This window comes from Rhodococcus sp. SGAir0479, from assembly GCF_005484805.1.
Taxonomy (GTDB): Bacteria; Actinomycetota; Actinomycetes; order Mycobacteriales; family Mycobacteriaceae; genus Prescottella.
In genome coordinates this window covers 2,204,767-2,222,896 of record NZ_CP039432.1, presented here as the reverse complement: position 1 = coordinate 2,222,896, position 18,130 = coordinate 2,204,767, and the positions used below count along the sequence as shown (strand labels likewise).

Annotated in this window: 15 protein-coding genes and 2 tRNA genes; 8 read left to right on the top strand and 9 right to left on the bottom strand. The window is 69.6% G+C overall.

What is annotated here, in order from left to right:
- Position 1: 1 nt before the first annotated feature.
- Complete coding sequence (dnaG, locus tag E7742_RS10405) at positions 2–1,927, top strand: DNA primase (RefSeq protein WP_137798884.1); 1,926 nt, start codon at positions 2–4, stop codon at positions 1,925–1,927.
- Positions 1,928–1,946: 19 nt separating this feature from the next.
- Here dnaG and E7742_RS10400 read toward each other — a convergent pair whose 3' ends face one another.
- A complete protein-coding gene (locus E7742_RS10400; RefSeq protein ID WP_137798883.1) occupies positions 1,947–2,195 on the bottom strand; it encodes a hypothetical protein in 249 nt (82 codons plus the stop codon).
- 136 nt (positions 2,196–2,331) lie between these two features.
- Between E7742_RS10400 and E7742_RS10395 the strand changes: the two genes are divergently transcribed.
- Positions 2,332–2,404, top strand: a tRNA-Asn gene (locus tag E7742_RS10395).
- A 75-nt stretch (positions 2,405–2,479) separates the two neighbouring features.
- Here E7742_RS10395 and E7742_RS10390 read toward each other — a convergent pair.
- The gene (locus E7742_RS10390; RefSeq protein ID WP_175420461.1) at positions 2,480–2,719 is read right to left on the bottom strand and encodes a PLDc N-terminal domain-containing protein; all 240 of its coding nucleotides are present in this window, start codon (positions 2,717–2,719) and stop codon (positions 2,480–2,482) included.
- A 38-nt stretch (positions 2,720–2,757) separates the two neighbouring features.
- Positions 2,758–3,447 (bottom strand): exonuclease domain-containing protein, encoded by a 690-nt coding sequence (locus tag E7742_RS10385; protein WP_137798881.1) that lies wholly within the window; start codon positions 3,445–3,447, stop codon positions 2,758–2,760.
- A 172-nt stretch (positions 3,448–3,619) separates the two neighbouring features.
- On the opposite strand from E7742_RS10385, the gene E7742_RS10380 reads away from it, so the two are divergent.
- The 6 genes from E7742_RS10380 to E7742_RS10355 all read left to right on the top strand — a co-directional run bounded on the left by E7742_RS10380 (position 3,620) and on the right by E7742_RS10355 (position 9,318).
- A tRNA-Ile gene (locus E7742_RS10380) sits at positions 3,620–3,693 on the top strand.
- 84 nt (positions 3,694–3,777) lie between these two features.
- Positions 3,778–5,118, top strand: a complete 1,341-nt coding sequence (locus E7742_RS10375; protein ID WP_254699232.1) for a WS/DGAT domain-containing protein — start codon at positions 3,778–3,780, stop codon at positions 5,116–5,118.
- 60 nt (positions 5,119–5,178) lie between these two features.
- Complete coding sequence (locus E7742_RS10370) at positions 5,179–6,522, top strand: wax ester/triacylglycerol synthase domain-containing protein (protein WP_137798880.1); 1,344 nt, start codon at positions 5,179–5,181, stop codon at positions 6,520–6,522.
- Positions 6,523–6,686: 164 nt separating this feature from the next.
- A complete protein-coding gene (locus E7742_RS10365) occupies positions 6,687–7,814 on the top strand; it encodes an NDMA-dependent alcohol dehydrogenase (RefSeq protein ID WP_137798879.1) in 1,128 nt (375 codons plus the stop codon).
- A gap of 34 nt (positions 7,815–7,848) precedes the next feature.
- Positions 7,849–8,670, top strand: coding sequence for a serine hydrolase domain-containing protein (locus E7742_RS10360; RefSeq protein ID WP_137798878.1), 822 nt, complete (start codon positions 7,849–7,851; stop codon positions 8,668–8,670).
- A 135-nt stretch (positions 8,671–8,805) separates the two neighbouring features.
- On the top strand, positions 8,806–9,318 hold the full coding sequence (locus tag E7742_RS10355) for a DUF3145 domain-containing protein (protein WP_137798877.1): 513 nt from the start codon (positions 8,806–8,808) through the stop codon (positions 9,316–9,318).
- Between the two features lie 69 nt (positions 9,319–9,387).
- On the opposite strand, the gene E7742_RS10350 is transcribed toward E7742_RS10355, so the two are convergent.
- The 6 genes from E7742_RS10350 to aceE form a co-directional block, all read right to left on the bottom strand.
- On the bottom strand, positions 9,388–10,821 hold the full coding sequence (locus tag E7742_RS10350) for an acyl-CoA carboxylase subunit beta (RefSeq protein WP_137798876.1): 1,434 nt from the start codon (positions 10,819–10,821) through the stop codon (positions 9,388–9,390).
- Between the two features lie 97 nt (positions 10,822–10,918).
- Positions 10,919–12,166, bottom strand: a complete 1,248-nt coding sequence (locus tag E7742_RS10345) for a KasA/KasB family beta-ketoacyl-ACP synthase (RefSeq protein WP_137798875.1) — start codon at positions 12,164–12,166, stop codon at positions 10,919–10,921.
- A 7-nt stretch (positions 12,167–12,173) separates the two neighbouring features.
- On the bottom strand, positions 12,174–12,485 hold the full coding sequence (gene acpM / locus E7742_RS10340) for a meromycolate extension acyl carrier protein AcpM (protein WP_137798874.1): 312 nt from the start codon (positions 12,483–12,485) through the stop codon (positions 12,174–12,176).
- Between the two features lie 81 nt (positions 12,486–12,566).
- Positions 12,567–13,484, bottom strand: coding sequence for an ACP S-malonyltransferase (locus E7742_RS10335; RefSeq protein ID WP_137798873.1), 918 nt, complete (start codon positions 13,482–13,484; stop codon positions 12,567–12,569).
- A gap of 128 nt (positions 13,485–13,612) precedes the next feature.
- Positions 13,613–14,974, bottom strand: coding sequence for a PucR family transcriptional regulator (locus E7742_RS10330; RefSeq protein ID WP_137798872.1), 1,362 nt, complete (start codon positions 14,972–14,974; stop codon positions 13,613–13,615).
- Positions 14,975–15,083: 109 nt separating this feature from the next.
- Complete coding sequence (gene aceE, locus E7742_RS10325; protein ID WP_137798871.1) at positions 15,084–17,942, bottom strand: pyruvate dehydrogenase (acetyl-transferring), homodimeric type; 2,859 nt, start codon at positions 17,940–17,942, stop codon at positions 15,084–15,086.
- Positions 17,943–18,130 lie beyond the last annotated feature (188 nt).

The window sequence follows — 18,130 nt, the reverse complement described above, 5'->3', positions numbered from 1 at the left end:
GGTGGCCGGCCGAATCCCTGACAGAGACATCGCGGCCGTTCGCGAGCGCACTCGGATCGAGGACATCGTCGGCGAGTACGTCTCGCTCAAGCGCGCGGGCGGCGACTCCATGAAGGGGCTGTGTCCCTTCCACGACGAGAAGTCGCCGTCGTTCCACGTCCGGCCCAATCACGGTCACTTCCACTGCTTCGGCTGCGGCGAGGGCGGCGACGTCTACTCGTTCCTGCAGAAGATCGAGCACGTCAGCTTCGTCGAGGCCGTCGAGCAGCTCGCCGACCGGGCCGGCTATCAGATCTCGTACGAGGGTGGCGGTCCGTCGGTGCAGCGGGACCGCGGCACCCGGGCCCGCCTGGTGGCCGCGAACGCCGCCGCGCAGGAGTTCTACGCGGCGCGGCTGCGTGAACCCGACGCGCAGGCCGCCCGCGACTACCTCACCGAACGTAACTTCGACGCCGCCGCGGCCGCGCAGTTCGGCTGCGGGTACGCCCCGGACGGCTGGGACACGCTCACCAAGCACTTGATGGCCAAGGGCTTCGACGCCAAGGAACTCGAGGCGGCGGGGCTGTCCAAGGAAGGACGGCGGGGGCCGATCGACCGGTTCCATCGGCGTCTGTTGTGGCCCATCCGGAACCTGGCCGGCGACGTCATCGGCTTCGGTGCCCGCAAGCTGTTCGACGACGACACCATGCCCGGCAAGTACGTCAACACCCCCGAGACGATCCTGTACAAGAAGTCGCAGGTGCTGTTCGGGCTCGACCTCGCCAAACGGGAGATCGCCAAGGGCCACCAGGCGGTGGTCGTCGAGGGCTACACCGACGTGATGGCGATGCACCTGGCCGGTGTGAAGACCGCGGTGGCGTCGTGCGGCACCGCGTTCGGTGACGACCATCTCGCGATGCTGCGCCGACTTCTCATGGACGACAGCTACTTCCGCGGGGAGATCATCTACACGTTCGACGGCGACGCCGCCGGGCAGGCCGCCGCGATGAAGGCGTTCGAGGGCGACCAGAAGATGGCCGGGCAGACGTTCGTGGCGATCGCGCCCGACGGTATGGACCCGTGCGAGTTGCGGCAGCAGTCCGGTGACGCGGCCGTCCGCGACCTCGTGGCCCGGCGCACGCCGATGTTCGAGTTCGTGGTCAAATCTCTTCTCGCCGAATGCGATCTGGATACCGCGGAAGGCCGGGTGGAGGCCCTGCGCCGAACCGTTCCGGTGGTGGCGCGGATCAAGGAGCCGACGCTGCGCGACGGCTACGCCGTGCAGCTGTCCGGCTGGGTGGGCTGGGACGACATCCCCACGGTCCGCCGCCGGGTGCGGGACGAGGCCCGCAAGTTCGCTCGCGGTGGGGGCACGGTCGCGACCAAACGGCGGCCCGCGCCCGCCGCACCCGACGCCGGCACGACCCCGGCTGCGGGCGTGCCGCGACCGCGACCGAACGATCCCGCGCTGTGGCCGCAGCGGGATGCCCTCAAGTCGGCGCTGCAGTACCCGGCCATCGCCGGCACGGTGTTCGATTCGCTGCCGTCCGAGACCTTCACCCACCCGGCGTACGCCGCGGTGCGCGAGGCGGTGCGAGCCGCGGGCGGGACGTCGTCGGGGCTCGGTGGCGCGGAGTGGGTCGACGCGGTGGGCCGGCACGCCGGGGATCTGGTGGTGCAGTCCCTCGTGATGGAGCTCGCAGTGGAGCCGCTGCCCACCGACGACGACACCGCGCCGCGCTACATCCGGGGCGTGCTCGCCCGGCTGCAGGAGGTGTGGGTCGGCGAACAGGTGGCCGAACTGAAGTCGAAGCTGTCGCGAATCTCCGTGGAAGCCAACGGCGACGAGTACTACTCCCTGTTCGGCGACCTCATGGCGCTCGAGCAGTACCGCCGCAGCCTGAGGGATCAGGCGATCGGCGACACCAGCGGCGAGGGCATCGCCTGACCCTCGCCGCCGGCGGCCGTCAGTTCCGCCGCAGCTGATCCTGGGGGACCAGGACGGTGGTCTGTTCGTCGATGGGCTTCATCGGCTCGAGCCGCGGTTGGGTGCTGAGCGAGTCCGACAGCTTCTGCCGGCCCACGTCGATCGCTTTCTTGGTGGCGGGGCTGGTCGCGACAGCCTTCGCAGCCTTGCTTATCTGTTCGTACCTGGCGCGACCCGCTCGGGTGCCCAGGACATAGCCCGCCGCGACGCCAACCAACAACCGCAACATTTCCGGAATCCTCCCGTCGAAGTGCCTCCCTACATCCTGCCCGATCGGCCTCTGTTCAGGCGATTTGGTACTGGGGTGGGGGTATGGGCTAAAGTTTTCCAGGCGCCGCCGGAAAGGGCAGCGCCACGCAGGACAATCCCCTGTAGCTCAATTGGCAGAGCATTCGACTGTTAATCGAAGGGTTGCTGGTTCGAGTCCAGCCGGGGGAGCTCCGAGAGAAGGCCCCCACCCGTACGGGTGGGGGCCTTCTTCGTGTCCGCCCCTGTTCGGGGCCGTGTTCGCGGTCAGGAGTCGGTGCGCCGACCCCGTGCCGCGGGAGCGTTGCCGAACGCGAACCACGCGACCGGGCCGAGAATCGGCAGCGCCAGCGCGATGAGAATCCAGGCGATCTTGGCGGTGGCCGACACGTGCCCGGCGCGCAGTACCGAGACTGTGGTGACAATCACGAGCGCGAGCCAGACGAGCGCCGCCGCCGTCCACGTCAGGTCGTCGGCCAACGGCAATGTGGCCGTGTGTTCGTCCACGGTGAATCCTCCCCGGTTCGATGTCTCACTGCATCCTGTCAGGCCGCCGGGCGGCGGATCGGCCACTGCTCGTCGACGTCCGACGTCACCCGGCCCTCCCGGTGCAGGTACTCGACGAGGTCACGCTGCCGTCGCGCATGCCATGCGGCCTGACTGCCCATCATGTCGTCGCACTCGCGCAGGACCGGAAACCGTTGGGGGAGCAGCCGGGCCAGCGTGGCCGCGGCAAGCGCATCCGCCTCCGCGTGGTGGGCCGAGGCGAGTTCGACACCGTAATGCTCGCAGAGCGCACCGAGCGTGCGTCTGCCCTCGCGGTCCGGGTCGAGCGCCCGGTCGATCACGTACGGATCGAGCACCAGGCCGTAGTCGTCGAGGGGTGGCCACCCCAGACGCCGGGCCTCGGCGTCCAGCACGGTGAGGTCGTACGCGGCATTGAACGCGACGACGGCGTAGCCGGCCCGCCACGCGCCCGTCAGCGCCTCCCGGATCTGCCGGTAACCGGTCGCATAGTCCTGGCCGTGCGTGCGCGCCTGCCCCGTGCTGATGCCATGCACGGCGCTGGCGTCCTCCGGGATCTCGATGCCGGGGTCGAGGATCCAGTTCCGCGGCCGCGGCGGCCCGTCGTCGACGGTGACGACCGATGCCGTCACGATGCGCGCCGAGTGCGGGTCCCGGCCGGTTGTCTCCAGATCGAATGCGCAGATCGGGCGGGCCGTCCAGTTCCTCATCCACGGTCCTCACCGCCGCGCGGCGAGCCGGATGCCCGCCGCTGTCCGGGACGAGTCTGCGCGCCCGCACCGACAACCCCGCGCGGTCGCGTGGCGTACCCCACCCCGCAGGGGGAAACCGACCGACGCGGGCGGTAGCATTCCGGCTGGCGGCGAGACATCGCCGCGGAACGGGGCGGTAGCTCAGTCGGTTAGAGCCGTGGACTCATAATCCATTGGTCGCGGGTTCGAGCCCCGCCCGCCCCACCCCGGTGTGACGCGGTCGACTTCCCGCGCGCGGTTGCTCGGGCGGTGTCCGGCGCCGCGGCCGACGACAGTACCTTTTCGATCATGATCGTTTCTCCGTCGCGTGCGGCGCTGTCCACCGCAGACACCGGCTTCTTCCTGGCGGATCGCCCGACACTGGTGGATCTTTTCGTGTTCGAGGACCCGGGGGGCATCGACCGGGCCGCGGTGGAGCAGTGGGTGTCCGAACGGCTGGATCGGTCACCCCTGCTCACCCACCGGGTGGTGCCGGTGCCCGGCTTCCTCGATCACCCGCGCTGGGTGCCCGCGCGGGTGGACGTCACCCGGCACGTCTCCGTCGAGGAGTACTCCGGAGAGGGCTGGGCGGCGTTGGGGGAGACGCTCACGCGCATGACCGCGGACGGACTGCGCCGGGACGTCCCGCCGTGGCGGCTGTCGGTGTTCACCGGTGTCACGGGCGTGGCCGGGCTCCCGGAGCGGGCAGTCGTGGTCGCGCTGCAGATCCACCACTGCGCCATCGACGGGCTGGGTGTCGGGCATCTGCTCCGCGCCCTCTTCGGTACGGTTCCCGCGCCGCGCTGGCGCCTCGGCTCGCGCGTGCCGTGGTGGATCGCCGCGCCTGCGCGGTTCCCGCTGCTCGTGACCCGGCTGGCTGCGGCGGCGGTCCGCCTCGGGGTCGAGACGCGGCGCCGCCCGTCCGCTCCGAAGCCGGCGAGTCCGCACACACGGCTCAACGGGCGCGCCGACGGCGGCCGCGCGCACCGCTTCCTGCCGTTCACCGTCCCCGAGCTCAAGATCACCGCGAAGGCGTTGGGGCCGTACACGATCAACGACCTCTGGATCGCGATGGTGGCCGGGGCCCTGCGGGCGTATCTGCTCGAGAAGGAGGAGCTCCCCGCGTCCTCGCTCGCCGCACACGTGCCCCTCTCGCTCCGCGGCGACGGGCCGCCCGTGGGGAATCTGGTCGCCAACATGGTGGTCGATCTGCGTACCGACCTCGACGACCCGCGGGCCCGGCTGGCGGCGATCGCCGACACGGTGCGGAGGGAGCGTGTGCTCCTCGGGCGCGTCGGCCGCCGCCAGATGGCAGTCCTCGACGCGGTTCCCGCGCCCGCGCTGCGCCGGCTCGTGAGAAGAGCCGACGCCCGGCGGGCCGCCGCGAGCGCGGATGCCCCGCGGCACACCAACACCGTCGTGAGCAACGTCCCTCGCGGCGCGGCGGATCTCGAATTCCTCGGTCTCCCGGTCCGCACGACGATGAGCCTTCTCGAGGTGTTCGACGGCCGCGGGCTGTCCCACGTCGCCGCATCGATCGGCGACGAGATGACGCTGACGGTCACGTGCGACACCGGGATGATGCCCGACGTCGACCACTACGTCGATCTGCTGGCGAAGGAGTACGCCGTGCTGCGCGCGCTCACCTAGCGTGCTGTCCGCCCGGCGATCTGCCCACCGGGGCCGACGGACGGCGGTACCGTTTCGGTCATGACTCGCACCGCCAGAGCGGGATTGTCGACCGCGGACACCGTCTTCTTCCTCTCCGACCGTCCGACGATGGTGGGGCTGCTCGTGTTCGAGGACCCGGGAGGCATCGACCAGGTGGCGGTCGAGGCGTGGATGACCGGACGGCTGGACCGGTCCCCGATCCTGACCCACCGCGTCGCGGCGGTGCCCGGCTTCGTCGACCACCCGCGCTGGGAGCCCGTCCGGGTGGACGTCGCGCGCCACGTCTCCGTCGAGGAGTTCACCGACACGGGATGGGATCGCTTGGGGGAGAAGCTGGTCCGCATGACGGCGAACGGACTCCGCCGGGACGTGCCGCCGTGGAAGCTGTCGGTGTTCACCGGCGTCACGGGCGTCGACGGCTTCCCCGAGCGGGCGGTCGTGGTGGCTCTCCAGCTCCACCACTGCGTCACCGACGGGCTCGGGTTCGTCCACTTCCTCCGCGCAGTCTGCGGCACGCAGATGCCGCCGCAGTGGCGGCTCGGATCCCGGGTGCCGTGGTGGATGGCCGCGCCCGCCCGGCTCCCGATGCTCGTGACCCGCCTGGCCGTCGCCGGCAGCCGTCAGTGGTGGGACTCGGTACGCCATCGGTCCGGGCCCCCGGCGCCGCCGGCGTCGAGTCCGCGTACCCCCCTCAACGGACGCGCGGACGGCGGTCGCGCGCACCGGTTCCTGACGTTCACGGTCCCGGAGGTCAAGGCCACCGCGAAAGCGTTGGGGCCGTACACGATCAACGACGTCGTGGTCGCGATGGTGGCCGGCGCGCAGCGGGCGTACCTGCTCGAGAAGGGCGAACTTCCGGCGTCCTCCCTGGCCGCGCACGTGCCGCTGTCGATCCGTGGGGACGGCCCACCCGTCGGCAACCTGATCGCGGCCATGATCGTCGACATGCACACCGATCTCGACGATCCCCGGGCGCGGCTCGCGGCGATCGCCGCGTCGGGTCGCCGCGAGCGCGAGCGCGTCAGCCGGCTCGGGCCGCTCCGGATCGCCGTACTCGACGGCGTTCCCGCTCCGGCGCTTCGCCTGTTCGCACTGAAGGCGGGCGCTCGCCCGCAGGCCGGGACGGACGTCGTCCCGCACCCCAACACCATCGTGAGCAACGTCCCGCGCGGGGCCGCCGACCTCGAGTTCCTCGGACTGCCGGTGTGCACGACGGTGAGCGTCCCGGAGGTGATCGACGGACGCGGCGTCGGGCACGTGGCCGCCTCGATCGGCGATGTCCTGACCCTCGCGGTGTCCTGTGACACCGGGATGATGCCCGACATCGACCACTACCTCGATCTCGTGGCCAAGGAGTACGCGGCGCTGCGCGCGCTGGTGTGACCGCGTCCCGCCCGCCGACCGACACGGGTTGCACCACAGGTGCGGACCGTGAAACTCCCGCTCAACGGGCCATTGCCCTACTCCGTGCCTAGAACCTGTTTCAATTTGAAAGATTTGTGGCTATCGTCACAGCCATTGGTAGTCGGTATCGAAGGGCGGAAGCAATGAAGACCAAGGGCGCGCTGCTGTGGGGTGTCAACGAGAAGTGGTCGATCGAGGAGATCGAACTCGGCGACCCGGTTGCCGGCGAGGTGCAGATCCGTATGGAAGCTGCCGGCATGTGCCACTCCGACCACCACATCGTGACCGGTGCGACGCCGATGCCGTCCTACCCCGCGATGGGTGGGCACGAGGGTTCCGGTGTCATCACCAAGGTCGGCGAGGGCGTCACGGGCGTGGAGGTGGGCGACCACGTCGTGCTCTCGTTCATCCCGGCGTGCGGACGCTGTCCGTCGTGTTCGGAGGGCCACTCGAACCTGTGCGATCTCGGCATGGGGCTGCTCAGCGGCCAGGCCATCTCGGACGGCACGTACCGCATCCAGGCGCGGGGCCAGAACGTCATTCCGATGTGCCTGCTCGGCACGTTCGCGCCGTACATGACGGTGCACGAGTCCTCCGTCGTCAAGATCGACAAGGACATCCCGTTCGAGCTCGCGGCCCTCGTCGGCTGCGGCGTCCCGACCGGGTGGGGTTCGGCGACGCACATCGCCGAGGTCAAGCCGGGGGAGTCGGTGGCCGTCATCGGCGTCGGCGGTGTCGGCATGAGCGCGCTGCAGGGCGCCGTCGCGTCGGGCGCCCGCCACGTGTTCGCGATCGATCCGTCGTCCTTCAAGCGTGAGCAGGCCGTCAAGTTCGGTGCCACGCATGCCTTCCCGTCCATGGAAGAGGCGATCGGCCCGATCATGGAGATCACGTGGGGCCGCATGTGCCAGAAGACCATCATCACGGTCGGTGAGATGAAGGGCGAGTACATCGATCCCGCCATGACGCTCACCGCCAAGAACGGCCGCTGCGTCGTCACCGCGATGGGTCACATGGCCGACATGGACGTCAAGCTCAACACGTTCCTGATGTCGATGCTGCAGAAGGACCTCAAGGGCAACATCTTCGGCGGCTGCAACGCCCGCGTCGACATCCCGAACCTGCTCAACCTGTACCGGGCGGGCCTGCTCAATCTCGAGGACATGGTGACGAACACCTACTCGCTCGAGCAGCTCAACGACGGCTACCAGGACATGCTCGACAACAAGAACATCCGCGGTGTCATCCGCTACACCGAAGCGGACTGGTGAGTTCCTGACCGGGTCCGCCTCGTAGTCTGATCGGGTGCAGACTCTCGATCGGATCGGGCAATGGCCGGTGGACAACGCCTCGGCTGCCGTCGTCGACGGCAGCCGAGGCGTTGCGCATTTCGGGGACCGGCAGCGGGTCTACCCGCTCGCGTCGGTCACCAAGCTGGTGTGCGCGTACGCCACCCTCGTCGCCGTCGAGGAGGGCGCCGTGGAACTGGACCAGCCCGCCGGCCCGCCCGGCGCCACCGTGCGGCATCTGCTTGCGCATGCGTCGGGTCTCGCCTTCGGTGAACACCGGGTGCAGGCGGAGCCGGGGGACAAGCGGATCTACTCGAGTGCGGGCTTCGAGGTGCTGGCGGACTTCGTGGAGGCCGAGACCGGCATCCCCTTCGCCGCGTACGTGTCCGAGGGTGTGTTCGAGCCGCTGGGGATGGCGACGGCCGCGCTCGTCGGCCCGGCCGGCCACGGCGCGCAGGCGAGTGTCGACGACCTGAGCCGATTCGCGGCCGAACTGCTCCGGCCCACCTTGATCTCCCCACAGACCCACGCCGAGGCCACCACCGTGCAGTTCCCGGGACTGGCCGGCCTGCTCCCGGGCTACGGCTCACAGCGGCCCAACGACTGGGGCCTCGGCTTCGAGATCCGGGACGGGAAGACACCGCACTGGACGGGCGCCGGCAACTCGCCGGCGACCTACGGCCACTTCGGGCAGTCCGGGACGTTCCTCTGGGTCGATCCGGCGCTGGACGCGGCGTGCGTGGTGCTCACCGACCGGGCATTCGGTGACTGGGCCAAGCCGCTGTGGACCGAGCTGAGCGACGCCGTGGCCGACGAGTTGCGTTCCGCGCACCGATAAATTTCCAGCTACCACTGGCGTAACAGTGGCATCACAGGGCACACTGGTCGGCGGTGTGGCCTGCAGGGCTGCACGCGCTCTGGCTCATCGAGGTCGTTGGGGAAGACGTCCCTCGTCGAGTTCGGAGGTGTTGCAGTGCGCTCGTTGAACCAGTTCGCGGACGCGACGACCGGAGTGATCTACGTCCACTCGTCGCCGGCCGCCCTCTGCCCGCACGTCGAGTGGGCGCTCGCGGCGATCCTCGACGCTCGCGCCAATCTGCGGTGGACCGCGCAGCCGGCCGCCGACGGCACACTCCGAGCAACCTGCGACTGGGTGGGGCCGGTGGGGACGGGCTCGCGGGTGGCAGCGGCACTGCAGGCGTGGCCGCTGCTGTGCTTCGAGGTGACCGAGGACCCGAGCGACGGTGTCGACGGCGAGCGTTTCAGCCACGTCCCCGGACTCGGGCTGTGGCGGGGTACCACGAGCGCCAACGGCGACGTCGTGATCGGCGAGATGCGGTTGCGGGCCCTCCTCGACCAGAACCGCGCCGGGTTCGCCGCCGCGGTCGAGCAGGCGTTGGGCACCGCCTGGGACGACGTGCTCGAGTCCTACCGCAGCGGTGGCGAGGGCGCCGAGGTGACCTGGCTGCGGCGCGAGGTCGGCTGAGCGATGCAGACGCGGAAGGGGCCCTGCAGTGCAGGGCCCCTTCGTCGTGCGTAGGTCAGCGGACCGACATCACAGCGGGATGTTCTTGTGGCGACCGCGTGCGGCCGGGGCCGCGGCGAGTGCGGCGGTGATGACGCTGCGGGTCTTGGCCGGATCGATCGTCTCGTCGACGACACCGATCGACATCGCGCGACCGACACCGCCCGCGATGGCCTCGTGCTCGGCCGCGAGGCGATCGTGCAGCGCCTCGCGCTCCTCCTCCGGCGCGGCCGCGAGCGCACGCTTGTGCAGGATGCCGACCGCGGCCTTGGCGCCCATGACCGCCACCTCGGACTCGGGCCACGCGTACACGGCGGTGGCACCGAGGGCACGCGAGTTCATGGCGATATAGGCGCCGCCGTAGATCTTCCGGGTCACCAGCGTGACCCGGGCGACCGACGCCTCCGCGAAGGCGTGCAGCAGCTTCGCGCCGCGGCGGACGACACCCTCGAACTCCTGGCTGACGCCGGGCAGGTAGCCCGGTACGTCCACGATGACCACCAGCGGGATCCCGAACGCGTCGCACAGCCGGACGAAGCGCGCGGACTTCTCCGCGCTCTCGGAGTTGAGGCAGCCGCCGAGGCGGAGCGGGTTGTTGGCGATGATGCCCACCGTGCGACCGCCGAGCCGGCCCAGGCCGGTGACGATGCTGCGCGCCCAATTGCCCTGCAGCTCTTCGAAGCTCGACTCGCCCTCGACGTTGTCGAGGAACTCGTGCACGATCGGCCGGACGTCGTAGGCGCGCTTGGCGGACGCCGGCATGAGGGCGCGCAGATCGGTGTCGCCGTGCTCGGCGGCCGCGAGGTCGAACTCGCCCTGATCGCAGAACATCGACACCAGGCGGCGGGCGCGGTGGAACGCGTCGTCCTCGTCGCGGGCGGCGATGTGCGCGACGCCGGACTTCTTGCCGTGCGTCTCGGGACCACCGAGCGTGGCCATGTCGACCTGCTCGCCGGTCACGCTCTTGACGACGTCGGGGCCGGTGACGAAGACGCGTCCCTCGGGAGCCATGATCACGACATCGGTGAGCGCGGGACCGTACGCCGCGCCACCGGCCGCGAAGCCGAGCACGACCGAGATCTGCGGCACCAGGCCGGACGCGCGCACCATGGCCTCGAAGACCAGGCCGACGGCGTGGAGCGCCTCGACGCCCTCGGCGAGACGCGCGCCGCCCGAATGCCACAGGCCGACGACCGGCGCCTCCTCGGCGATCGCGGTGTCGATCGCGTCGACGATGTGCCGGCAGCCGTCGACGCCCATCGCGCCGCCCATGACGGTGGCGTCGGAACAGTAGGCGATGGTGCGGACGCCGTCGATCTCACCGGAGGCGGCGAGCACTCCGGACTTGTCGCGGTCGTGTAGGGGGACGACGGTTCCGGCATCGAAAAGCCTGGCGAGACGCGCGAGCGGATCGCGCGGATCGGTCGATGCCTCGGACTTCGTCGCGGGAGCCAAGACGGTCATGGTGTCCTCCTGAGCAAGCCCACGTGGGGCTGAAGTTCGGGGGTGGGGGCCCCGGGTGTGGGACCCCCACCTAGCAATCCAGCGAGGTTCGGCTGGGTTATGCCCGGCCGAAGGCGAGCGCGACGTTGTGCCCACCGAAACCGAACGAATTGTTGAGAGCGAAATCGATGTCGCCGAAGCGGGGTTCACCCTTCACGACGTCGAGATCGATTTCCGGATCCTGGTTGTCGAGATTGAGCGTGGGCGGAATGACGCCGTCACGCACACTCAGGACCGTGAGCACTGCCTCGAGGGCGCCGACGGCGCCGATCGAGTGGCCCAGTGCCGACTTGGGCGCGTACACCGCAGGATGCGTGCCGACCGCCGCCTTGACGGCGATGGACTCGGCGATGTCGCCGATGGGGGTGGCGGTCGCATGTGCGTTGACGTGCTTGATGTCGGCCTTGGTGAGACCAGCGGTCTCGATGGCCCGGGTCATGGCGCGCGCCGCCCCGGTGCCCTGCGGGTCGGGCGCCACGATGTGGTAGCCGTCCGAGGTGATTCCGGCGCCCAGCAGGCGCGCGTGGATCGTCGCGCCACGCGCCCGCGCATGCTCCTCCGTCTCGAGGATCATCATGGCTCCGGCCTCACCGAAGACGAACCCGTCCCGGTCCTTGTCGAAGGGGCGCGAAGCCGCCCTCGGGTCGTCGTTGCGGGTGCTCAGCGCCCGCATCATCGCGAAGCTCGCGATGGGCACGGAGTCGATGTTGCCCTCGACCCCGCCCGTGACGACCATGTCCGCGTCGCCCATCGCGATCATGCGATACGCATGGGCGATGGCCTCCGATCCGGACGAACACGCCGATACCGGCGTGATGACACCGGCGCGCGCACCGAGTTCGAGTCCGACGGTGGCCGACGGACCGTTCGGCATCACCATCTGGACGGCGAACGGCGACACCTTGCGGTATCCACCTGCGCGCAGCTTGTCGACGGCGTCGATGAGAGCCTCACCGCCGCCGAGTCCGGTGCCGATGACAACTCCGAGACGATCCTTGTCGACCTCGGGGCTGCCGGCGTTCTGCCAGACCTGCCGACCCAGAACGAGAGCGAGACGCTCGACGAAACTCATCCGGCGGATCTCGACCCGGCTCAGCGCATCGTCGAACGGGACCTTGAGTTGGCCACCGAAACGCACCGGCAGATCGAATTCCTCCACGAACGAGCCCTCGAGAACGTCGATGCCGCTCTCACCGGCCAGCAGGCCCTTCCACGTGCCATCCACATCTCCGGCTACCGACGTCGTAGCCGCGAGGCTGGTGACGACGATGTCGGGAAATCTCCCTCGGGTAGAAGCGGAAGTCACGGTTGGCTCACTCGTCGTCGTTCTTCGCGGCCTCGAGCTTGGCCTTCACGGTCTCGGCTGCCTCGCCACCCTCGGCCTCGACCTTCTGGATGTAGGTGACGACGTCGCCGACCGTGCGCAGGCTCGCGAGGTCCTCGTCCGGGATCTTCACGCCGTACTTGTCCTCGGTCTGGACGGCGATCTCGACCATCGACAGCGAGTCGATGTCCAGGTCGTCGACGAAGGACTTCTCGATCGTGACCTCGGACGGCTCGATGCCGGTGACCTCTTCGATGATCTCGGCGAGGTTGGCGATGATGTCTTCCTGGTTGGCGGCCACTAGGTGGCTCCCTTCTGCATTCGATGTTCGGTGGATGGTCGGACGGGCCGACCGGCGCGCGCCTGGTGGGCGCGCGGCGAGCTAACCGGCTTCGGTGAATTCGGTCAGTGCGGAGAAATCTCCGGATTCCTTGAGCGCCGCGGTCGGAGTGCCGCGCATCTCGCGCTTGGCGATCCCGATCAGGGTGCCTGCCGGGGGGAGCTCCGCGATGGCCGAGACCTGCGCGGCCCGCAGGCTTGCGGTACACAGGTCCCAGCGCACAGGTCGGGTCACCTGCGCGGCCAGCTTAGTCAGGGCGTCGGCACCGGAGGTCACCGGCGCGCCGTCCGCGTTGGAGAGCAGCGTGCGCACCGGATCGTGGGGTGTGATCCGCGACGCGGCCTCGGCCACGGCGTCCTGAGCGGGCGCCATGAAACGAGTGTGAAAAGCGCCCGCCACCGGAAGGGCCCGCACGCGGGCCTTCTCGGGCGGGTTCGCGGCGAGCTGCTCGAGGGCATCGAGTCGCCCCGCCGCGACGATTTGTCCGGCCGCATTGCGGTTGGCCGGCGTGAGATCGAGTTCGTCGAGGCGGTCCAGGACGGCGGTCTCGTCCCCGCCGAGGACGGCGGACATGCCCGTGGGTTCGAGCGCGCAGGCCTTCGCCATCTCGCCGCCGCGGATCGCGGCGAGCCGCACCGCGTCGTCGGCGGAGATGACCCCGGCCGCTGCCGCCGCGGCCAGTTCGCCGACGGAATGACCGGCGACGACGGTGTCGTCCGGGACCAGGCCCCGGCGTTCGAGTTCCTCGTAGGCGAGGAGTGCGGCGGCCACCACCAGCGGCTGCGTCACGGCGGTGTCCGTGATCTCGTCGGCCGATGCGGTGGTACCGAGTCGCACGAGGTCGAGGCCGGAGGCCTTGGACCACAACGCCACGCGATCGTGTGCGCCCGGCAATTCGAGCCAGGGGCTCAGCATGCCGGGAGTCTGGGAGCCCTGACCCGGGGCTAGCAACGAAATCACGCATTCAAGGGAACACCCTCGGTGGACCGACGCGAGATGTCGTCTGGGATGAACTCTGGACACGTGTTTTGTAGGTTCCCCACAAAAATGCACGTCGGCGAACGCCATCGAATTTGGGCGCTGCAGCGTTACGCCCCGGCCTTCCGGAATGTGACATTTGTGACGGAAGTGTCCGAAGTCGACGTTTGAACGCGCGTTTGGGCAAGTCGGCCCACTGTGGCTGCGACACGGAGCACGTACGCGTCTCGTGGATTCGTGGGATCGCGGCCGGTGATCTCGGAAATGCGCTTCAACCGGTACCGGACGGTATTTGGATGAACAAACAGCTGACGGGCGCAGGCCTCCACGGCGCCGCCGGAGTCCAGGTACGCGTCGAGGGTGTCCGCGAGCGCGGTGCCGGAGCCCGACAGCGGATGGATCAAACGCTCGTTCAGAGCCGCGACCGCGGCGGTGTCGCCGAGCAGTGCCCGTTCGGGCAGGAGTTCGGCCGCGAACACCGGCCGGGGGGCGCCCCGCCACCCCACCACGGCCTCCATCCCGGCCAGCGCCTCGACCGCACTGAAGTGCGCCGCGCCGAGGCTGGGAGTGGTCGGTCCGATCACGACGGGACCCTCGGAGAAGCTCTCGAGCAGCTCGTTCATGAACTCGCGGGACGCCTTGTCACTGCCCAACTCGCCGCTGACCACCATCACCAGGCGCTCGCCCTGCACCACCGCGAGCGCGGCGCGGCCGTGCTTCTGCGCGGTGGTGTGCACGGTGCCGATGACCGACACGCTCTCCTCGGGTGGGGGAGCGCCCACGATCACCGTCGCGGAGGCGGTGGCGTCCCAGTTGAGGGTCGCGGCGCGGGACTGCAGGTCCGAACCGGTGTCGCCGCGAACCACCGCGTCGACGACGAGCGCCTCGAGTCGGGTGTCCCACGCGCCGCGGGACTCGGCCGCGCTCGCGTACACCGAAGCCGCCGCGAAGCCGAGCTCACGGCCGTAGCGCAGGATCGACTCGGTGAGCGCCACGAGCTGCCGGTCGTTGCGGGCCAGCGCCGGCAGCCGCTGCTCGAAGAACTCCATCGCCACCCGCACCATGTCGACCGTCTGGCGCAGCGTCAACCGCCGTGCCAGATCCTGCGGGATCACCTGGAAGGCGTCGATCGTGTACCGGATGTCGCTGTCGGAGTCCGTGAGCCATTCGAGGAAGTTGACGACCGACCGCTGGACGATCATCTGGACGCTCGCGCGCTGTTCGGCGTCGAGGTCGGCGAAGAACGGGAGCTGGTCCTGCATCGAGGCGATCGCCTCGGTGGAGAGCCGGCCCGAGAACTGCTTGACGCGGCGGAGCAGCGCGTCGGGCAGGGAATCGCGGCTTGGACGCCCCGTGGTGTTGGGCGGCGGCGGCTGATACCGGGCCCGCCGCGGCTGCAGGACCGGTCCCCGCTCCGCGCGGGCGGGCTGGTGCGAGGAGGAACTCGACGTGTCGGGCGGATCCGCGGCCATGAGAAGGAACTTACGCCCGCCGCCGCGGCGAGGTCCCGAGGACACTCGCCGCGGCGGCGGGCGTATCAGCGATCGACCACCGGGCCGATCGGCTCAGTTCAGCGCTCGATCACGCGACGCCGGGATCCGACGTCTGCTCCGGCGCGGCCAGCACGTCGTCGATCCGGTAACGCGCGGCCGCCTCGGCGGCCTTGGACCGGTCCAGCTCACCGGACCGGCCGAGCGCGGCGAGCACCGCGACCGTGATCGACTCGGCGTCGACGTTGAAGAACCGGCGGGCGGCCGGGCGGGTGTCGGAGAAGCCGAACCCGTCGGTGCCCAGCGTCGTGTACGAGCCGGGAACCCACTGCCGGATCTGGTCGGGCACCGCCCGCATCCAGTCCGAGGCCGCGACGAACGGTCCCTCGGCCTCCGAGAGCACCTGCGCGACGTACGGCTGCGGCGCGTCGGTCTCCGGGGCGTGCAGTGCCAGCCGCTCGCACTCGACGCCCTCACGGCGCAGCTCGTTCCACGACGTCACCGACCACACGTCCGCTGCGACACCCCAGTCGTCGGCGAGCAGCTGCTGGGCCCGCAGCCCCTCCGGCATCGTGACACCCGAGACCAGGATCTGCGCCCGCGGGCCGTCGGTCGTGGCCTGCTTGTACAGGTAGATGCCCTTGAGCAGGCCCTCGACGTCGAGATTCTCGGGCTCGGCCGGCTGCACGTAGGGCTCGTTGTAGACGGTGAGGTAGTAGAAGATGTTCTCCCCGCCGAACCCGCTGTCCCCGGCCGTGCCGCCGTACATGCGCCGCAGACCGTCCTTGACGATGTGCGCGATCTCGTAGGAGAACGCCGGGTCGTAGGCCACGACCGCCGGGTTGGTCGACGCCAGCAGCAGCGAGTGACCGTCGGCGTGCTGGAGGCCCTCACCGGTGAGCGTGGTGCGGCCGGCGGTGGCGCCGAGGACGAAGCCGCGCGCCATCTGGTCGGCCGCCGCCCACAGGCCGTCGCCGGTCCGCTGGAACCCGAACATCGAGTAGAAGATGTAGACCGGGATCATCGGCTCGCCGTGCGTGGCGTAGGACGTGCCCACCGCGGTGAACGACGCCGTGGAGCCGGCCTCGTTGATGCCCTCGTGCAGGATCTGGCCGGCCTCGCTCTCCTTGTAGGCGAGCATCAGTTCGGCGTCCACCGAGGTGTACAGCTGACCGTTGCGGTTGTAGATCTTCAGCGACGGGAACCACGAGTCCATGCCGAACGTGCGCGCCTCGTCGGGAATGATCGGCACGATTCGCTTGCCGATCTCCTTGTCGCGCAACAGTTCCTTGAGGATGCGGACGGTCGCCATGGTGGTCGCGACCTCCTGCTTGCCCGACCCCTTGAGCACCGGCGCGTACGTCTTGTCGTCCGGCTGGGGGAGCGGGGCGGCGTCCGTCCGCCGCGACGGCAGGAAGCCACCGAGCGCCTTGCGGCGCTGCAGCATGTACTGGATCTCCGGCGACTCGGCACCCGGGTGGTAGTACGGGGGCAGGTACGGATCCTTCTCGAGTTCCTCGTCGGAGATCGGGATCCGCTGGATGTCGCGGAAGCGCTTGAGGTCGTCGAGCGTGAGCTTCTTCATCTGGTGCGTGGCGTTGCGGCCCTCGAAGTGCTTGCCCAGGGTGTAGCCCTTGATGGTGTGCGCCAGGATCACCGTCGGCTGGCCCTTGTGCGCCATCGCGGCGGCGTACGCGGCGTAGATCTTGCGGTAGTCGTGGCCGCCACGCTTGAGGTTCCAGATGTCCTGGTCGCTCATGTCCCCGACGAGCGCCTTGGTGCGCGGGTCGCGCCCGAAGAAGTGCTCGCGGACGAACGCGCCGTCGTTCGCCTTGTACGTCTGGAAGTCGCCGTCGGGCGTCTCGTTCATGAGGTTGACGAGCGCGCCGTCCTTGTCGGCGTGCAGCAGCGCGTCCCACTCGCGGCCCCACACGACCTTGATGACGTTCCAGCCGGCGCCCCGGAAGAACGACTCCAACTCCTGGATGATCTTGCCGTTGCCGCGCACCGGGCCGTCGAGGCGCTGCAGGTTGCAGTTGATGACGAAGGTCAGGTTGTCGAGGCCCTCGGTGGCGGCGACGTGCGCCAGACCACGCGACTCCGGCTCGTCCATCTCGCCGTCGCCGAGGAACGCCCACACGTGCTGGTCGGAGGTGTCCTTGATGCCGCGATCGTGCAGATAGTGGTTGAACCGGGCCTGGTAGATGGCGTTCATCGGGCCGAGGCCCATCGACACGGTGGGGAATTCCCAGAAGTCCGGGAGCAGGCGCGGGTGCGGGTACGACGGCAGCCCGCCGCCGCTCTTGGCGTGGCTGGCCTCCTGCCGGAAGCCGTCGAGCTGCTCGGTGCCGATGCGGCCCTCGAGGAAGGCGCGGGCGTAGATGCCCGGCGAGGCGTGGCCCTGCACGAAGATGTGGTCACCGCCGCCCGGATGGTCCTTGCCGCGGAAGAAGTGGTTGAACCCGACCTCGTACAGGGCGGCCGACGACGCGTACGTGGAGATGTGCCCGCCCACGCCGACACCCGGTCGCTGCGCGCGGTGCACCATGACGGCGGCGTTCCAGCGGATCCAGGCCCGGTAGCGGCGCTCGACTTCCTCGTCACCGGGGAACCAGGGCTCGTTCTCGGTGGGGATGGTGTTGACGTAGTCCGTCGAGGTGAGTGCGGGAATCGCGACGTGCTTCTCGCCGGCGCGCTCGAGCAGGCGCAGCATCAGGTAGCGAGCGCGGGCGTGTCCGGCGCGGTCGAGCAGGCCGTCGAACGACTCGAGCCACTCGGTGGTCTCGTCGGGATCGATGTCCGGCAGGTAGGAGGCCACCCCCTCGCGGATGACGCGGACCCGGCCGTCGGTGCCGGGCTGCGTGCTCGCAGCGGGTGACGAGGCCCCACCGGTGACGCCTGGTGTGTCGGCGTTCGGCGAAGACGCGGGCCCCTGGATCAGGTCTGACAAGGTGTGCTCCTCATTGTGGTGGGACGCGCGGTGTCGCGTCCGCTCCATCCGGTCGGTCCTTGTTAGGGCTGACCGAGTTTCCATATGAAAATGGCGCAGCCCTCATCTTTCACCATCGGGACGCGGGGAGCACCCCTCACTCCTGTCCTTCGGAACTCGGCGCGTCCTGTCCTTCCGAACCCGGCGCG

Bases quoted from the DNA above. Each gene is read 5' to 3' on its own strand.
- E7742_RS10400 (WP_137798883.1), bottom strand. From the start codon at position 2,195: ATGTTGCGGTTGTTGGTTGGCGTCGCGGCGGGCTATGTCCTGGGCACC.
- E7742_RS10385 (WP_137798881.1), bottom strand. From the start codon at position 3,447: ATGAGGAACTGGACGGCCCGCCCGATCTGCGCATTCGATCTGGAGACA.
- E7742_RS10375 (WP_254699232.1), top strand. From the start codon at position 3,778: ATGATCGTTTCTCCGTCGCGTGCGGCGCTGTCCACCGCAGACACCGGC.
- E7742_RS10370 (WP_137798880.1), top strand. From the start codon at position 5,179: ATGACTCGCACCGCCAGAGCGGGATTGTCGACCGCGGACACCGTCTTC.
- E7742_RS10365 (WP_137798879.1), top strand. From the start codon at position 6,687: ATGAAGACCAAGGGCGCGCTGCTGTGGGGTGTCAACGAGAAGTGGTCG.
- E7742_RS10350 (WP_137798876.1), bottom strand. From the start codon at position 10,821: ATGACCGTCTTGGCTCCCGCGACGAAGTCCGAGGCATCGACCGATCCG.
- E7742_RS10330 (WP_137798872.1), bottom strand. From the start codon at position 14,974: ATGGCCGCGGATCCGCCCGACACGTCGAGTTCCTCCTCGCACCAGCCC.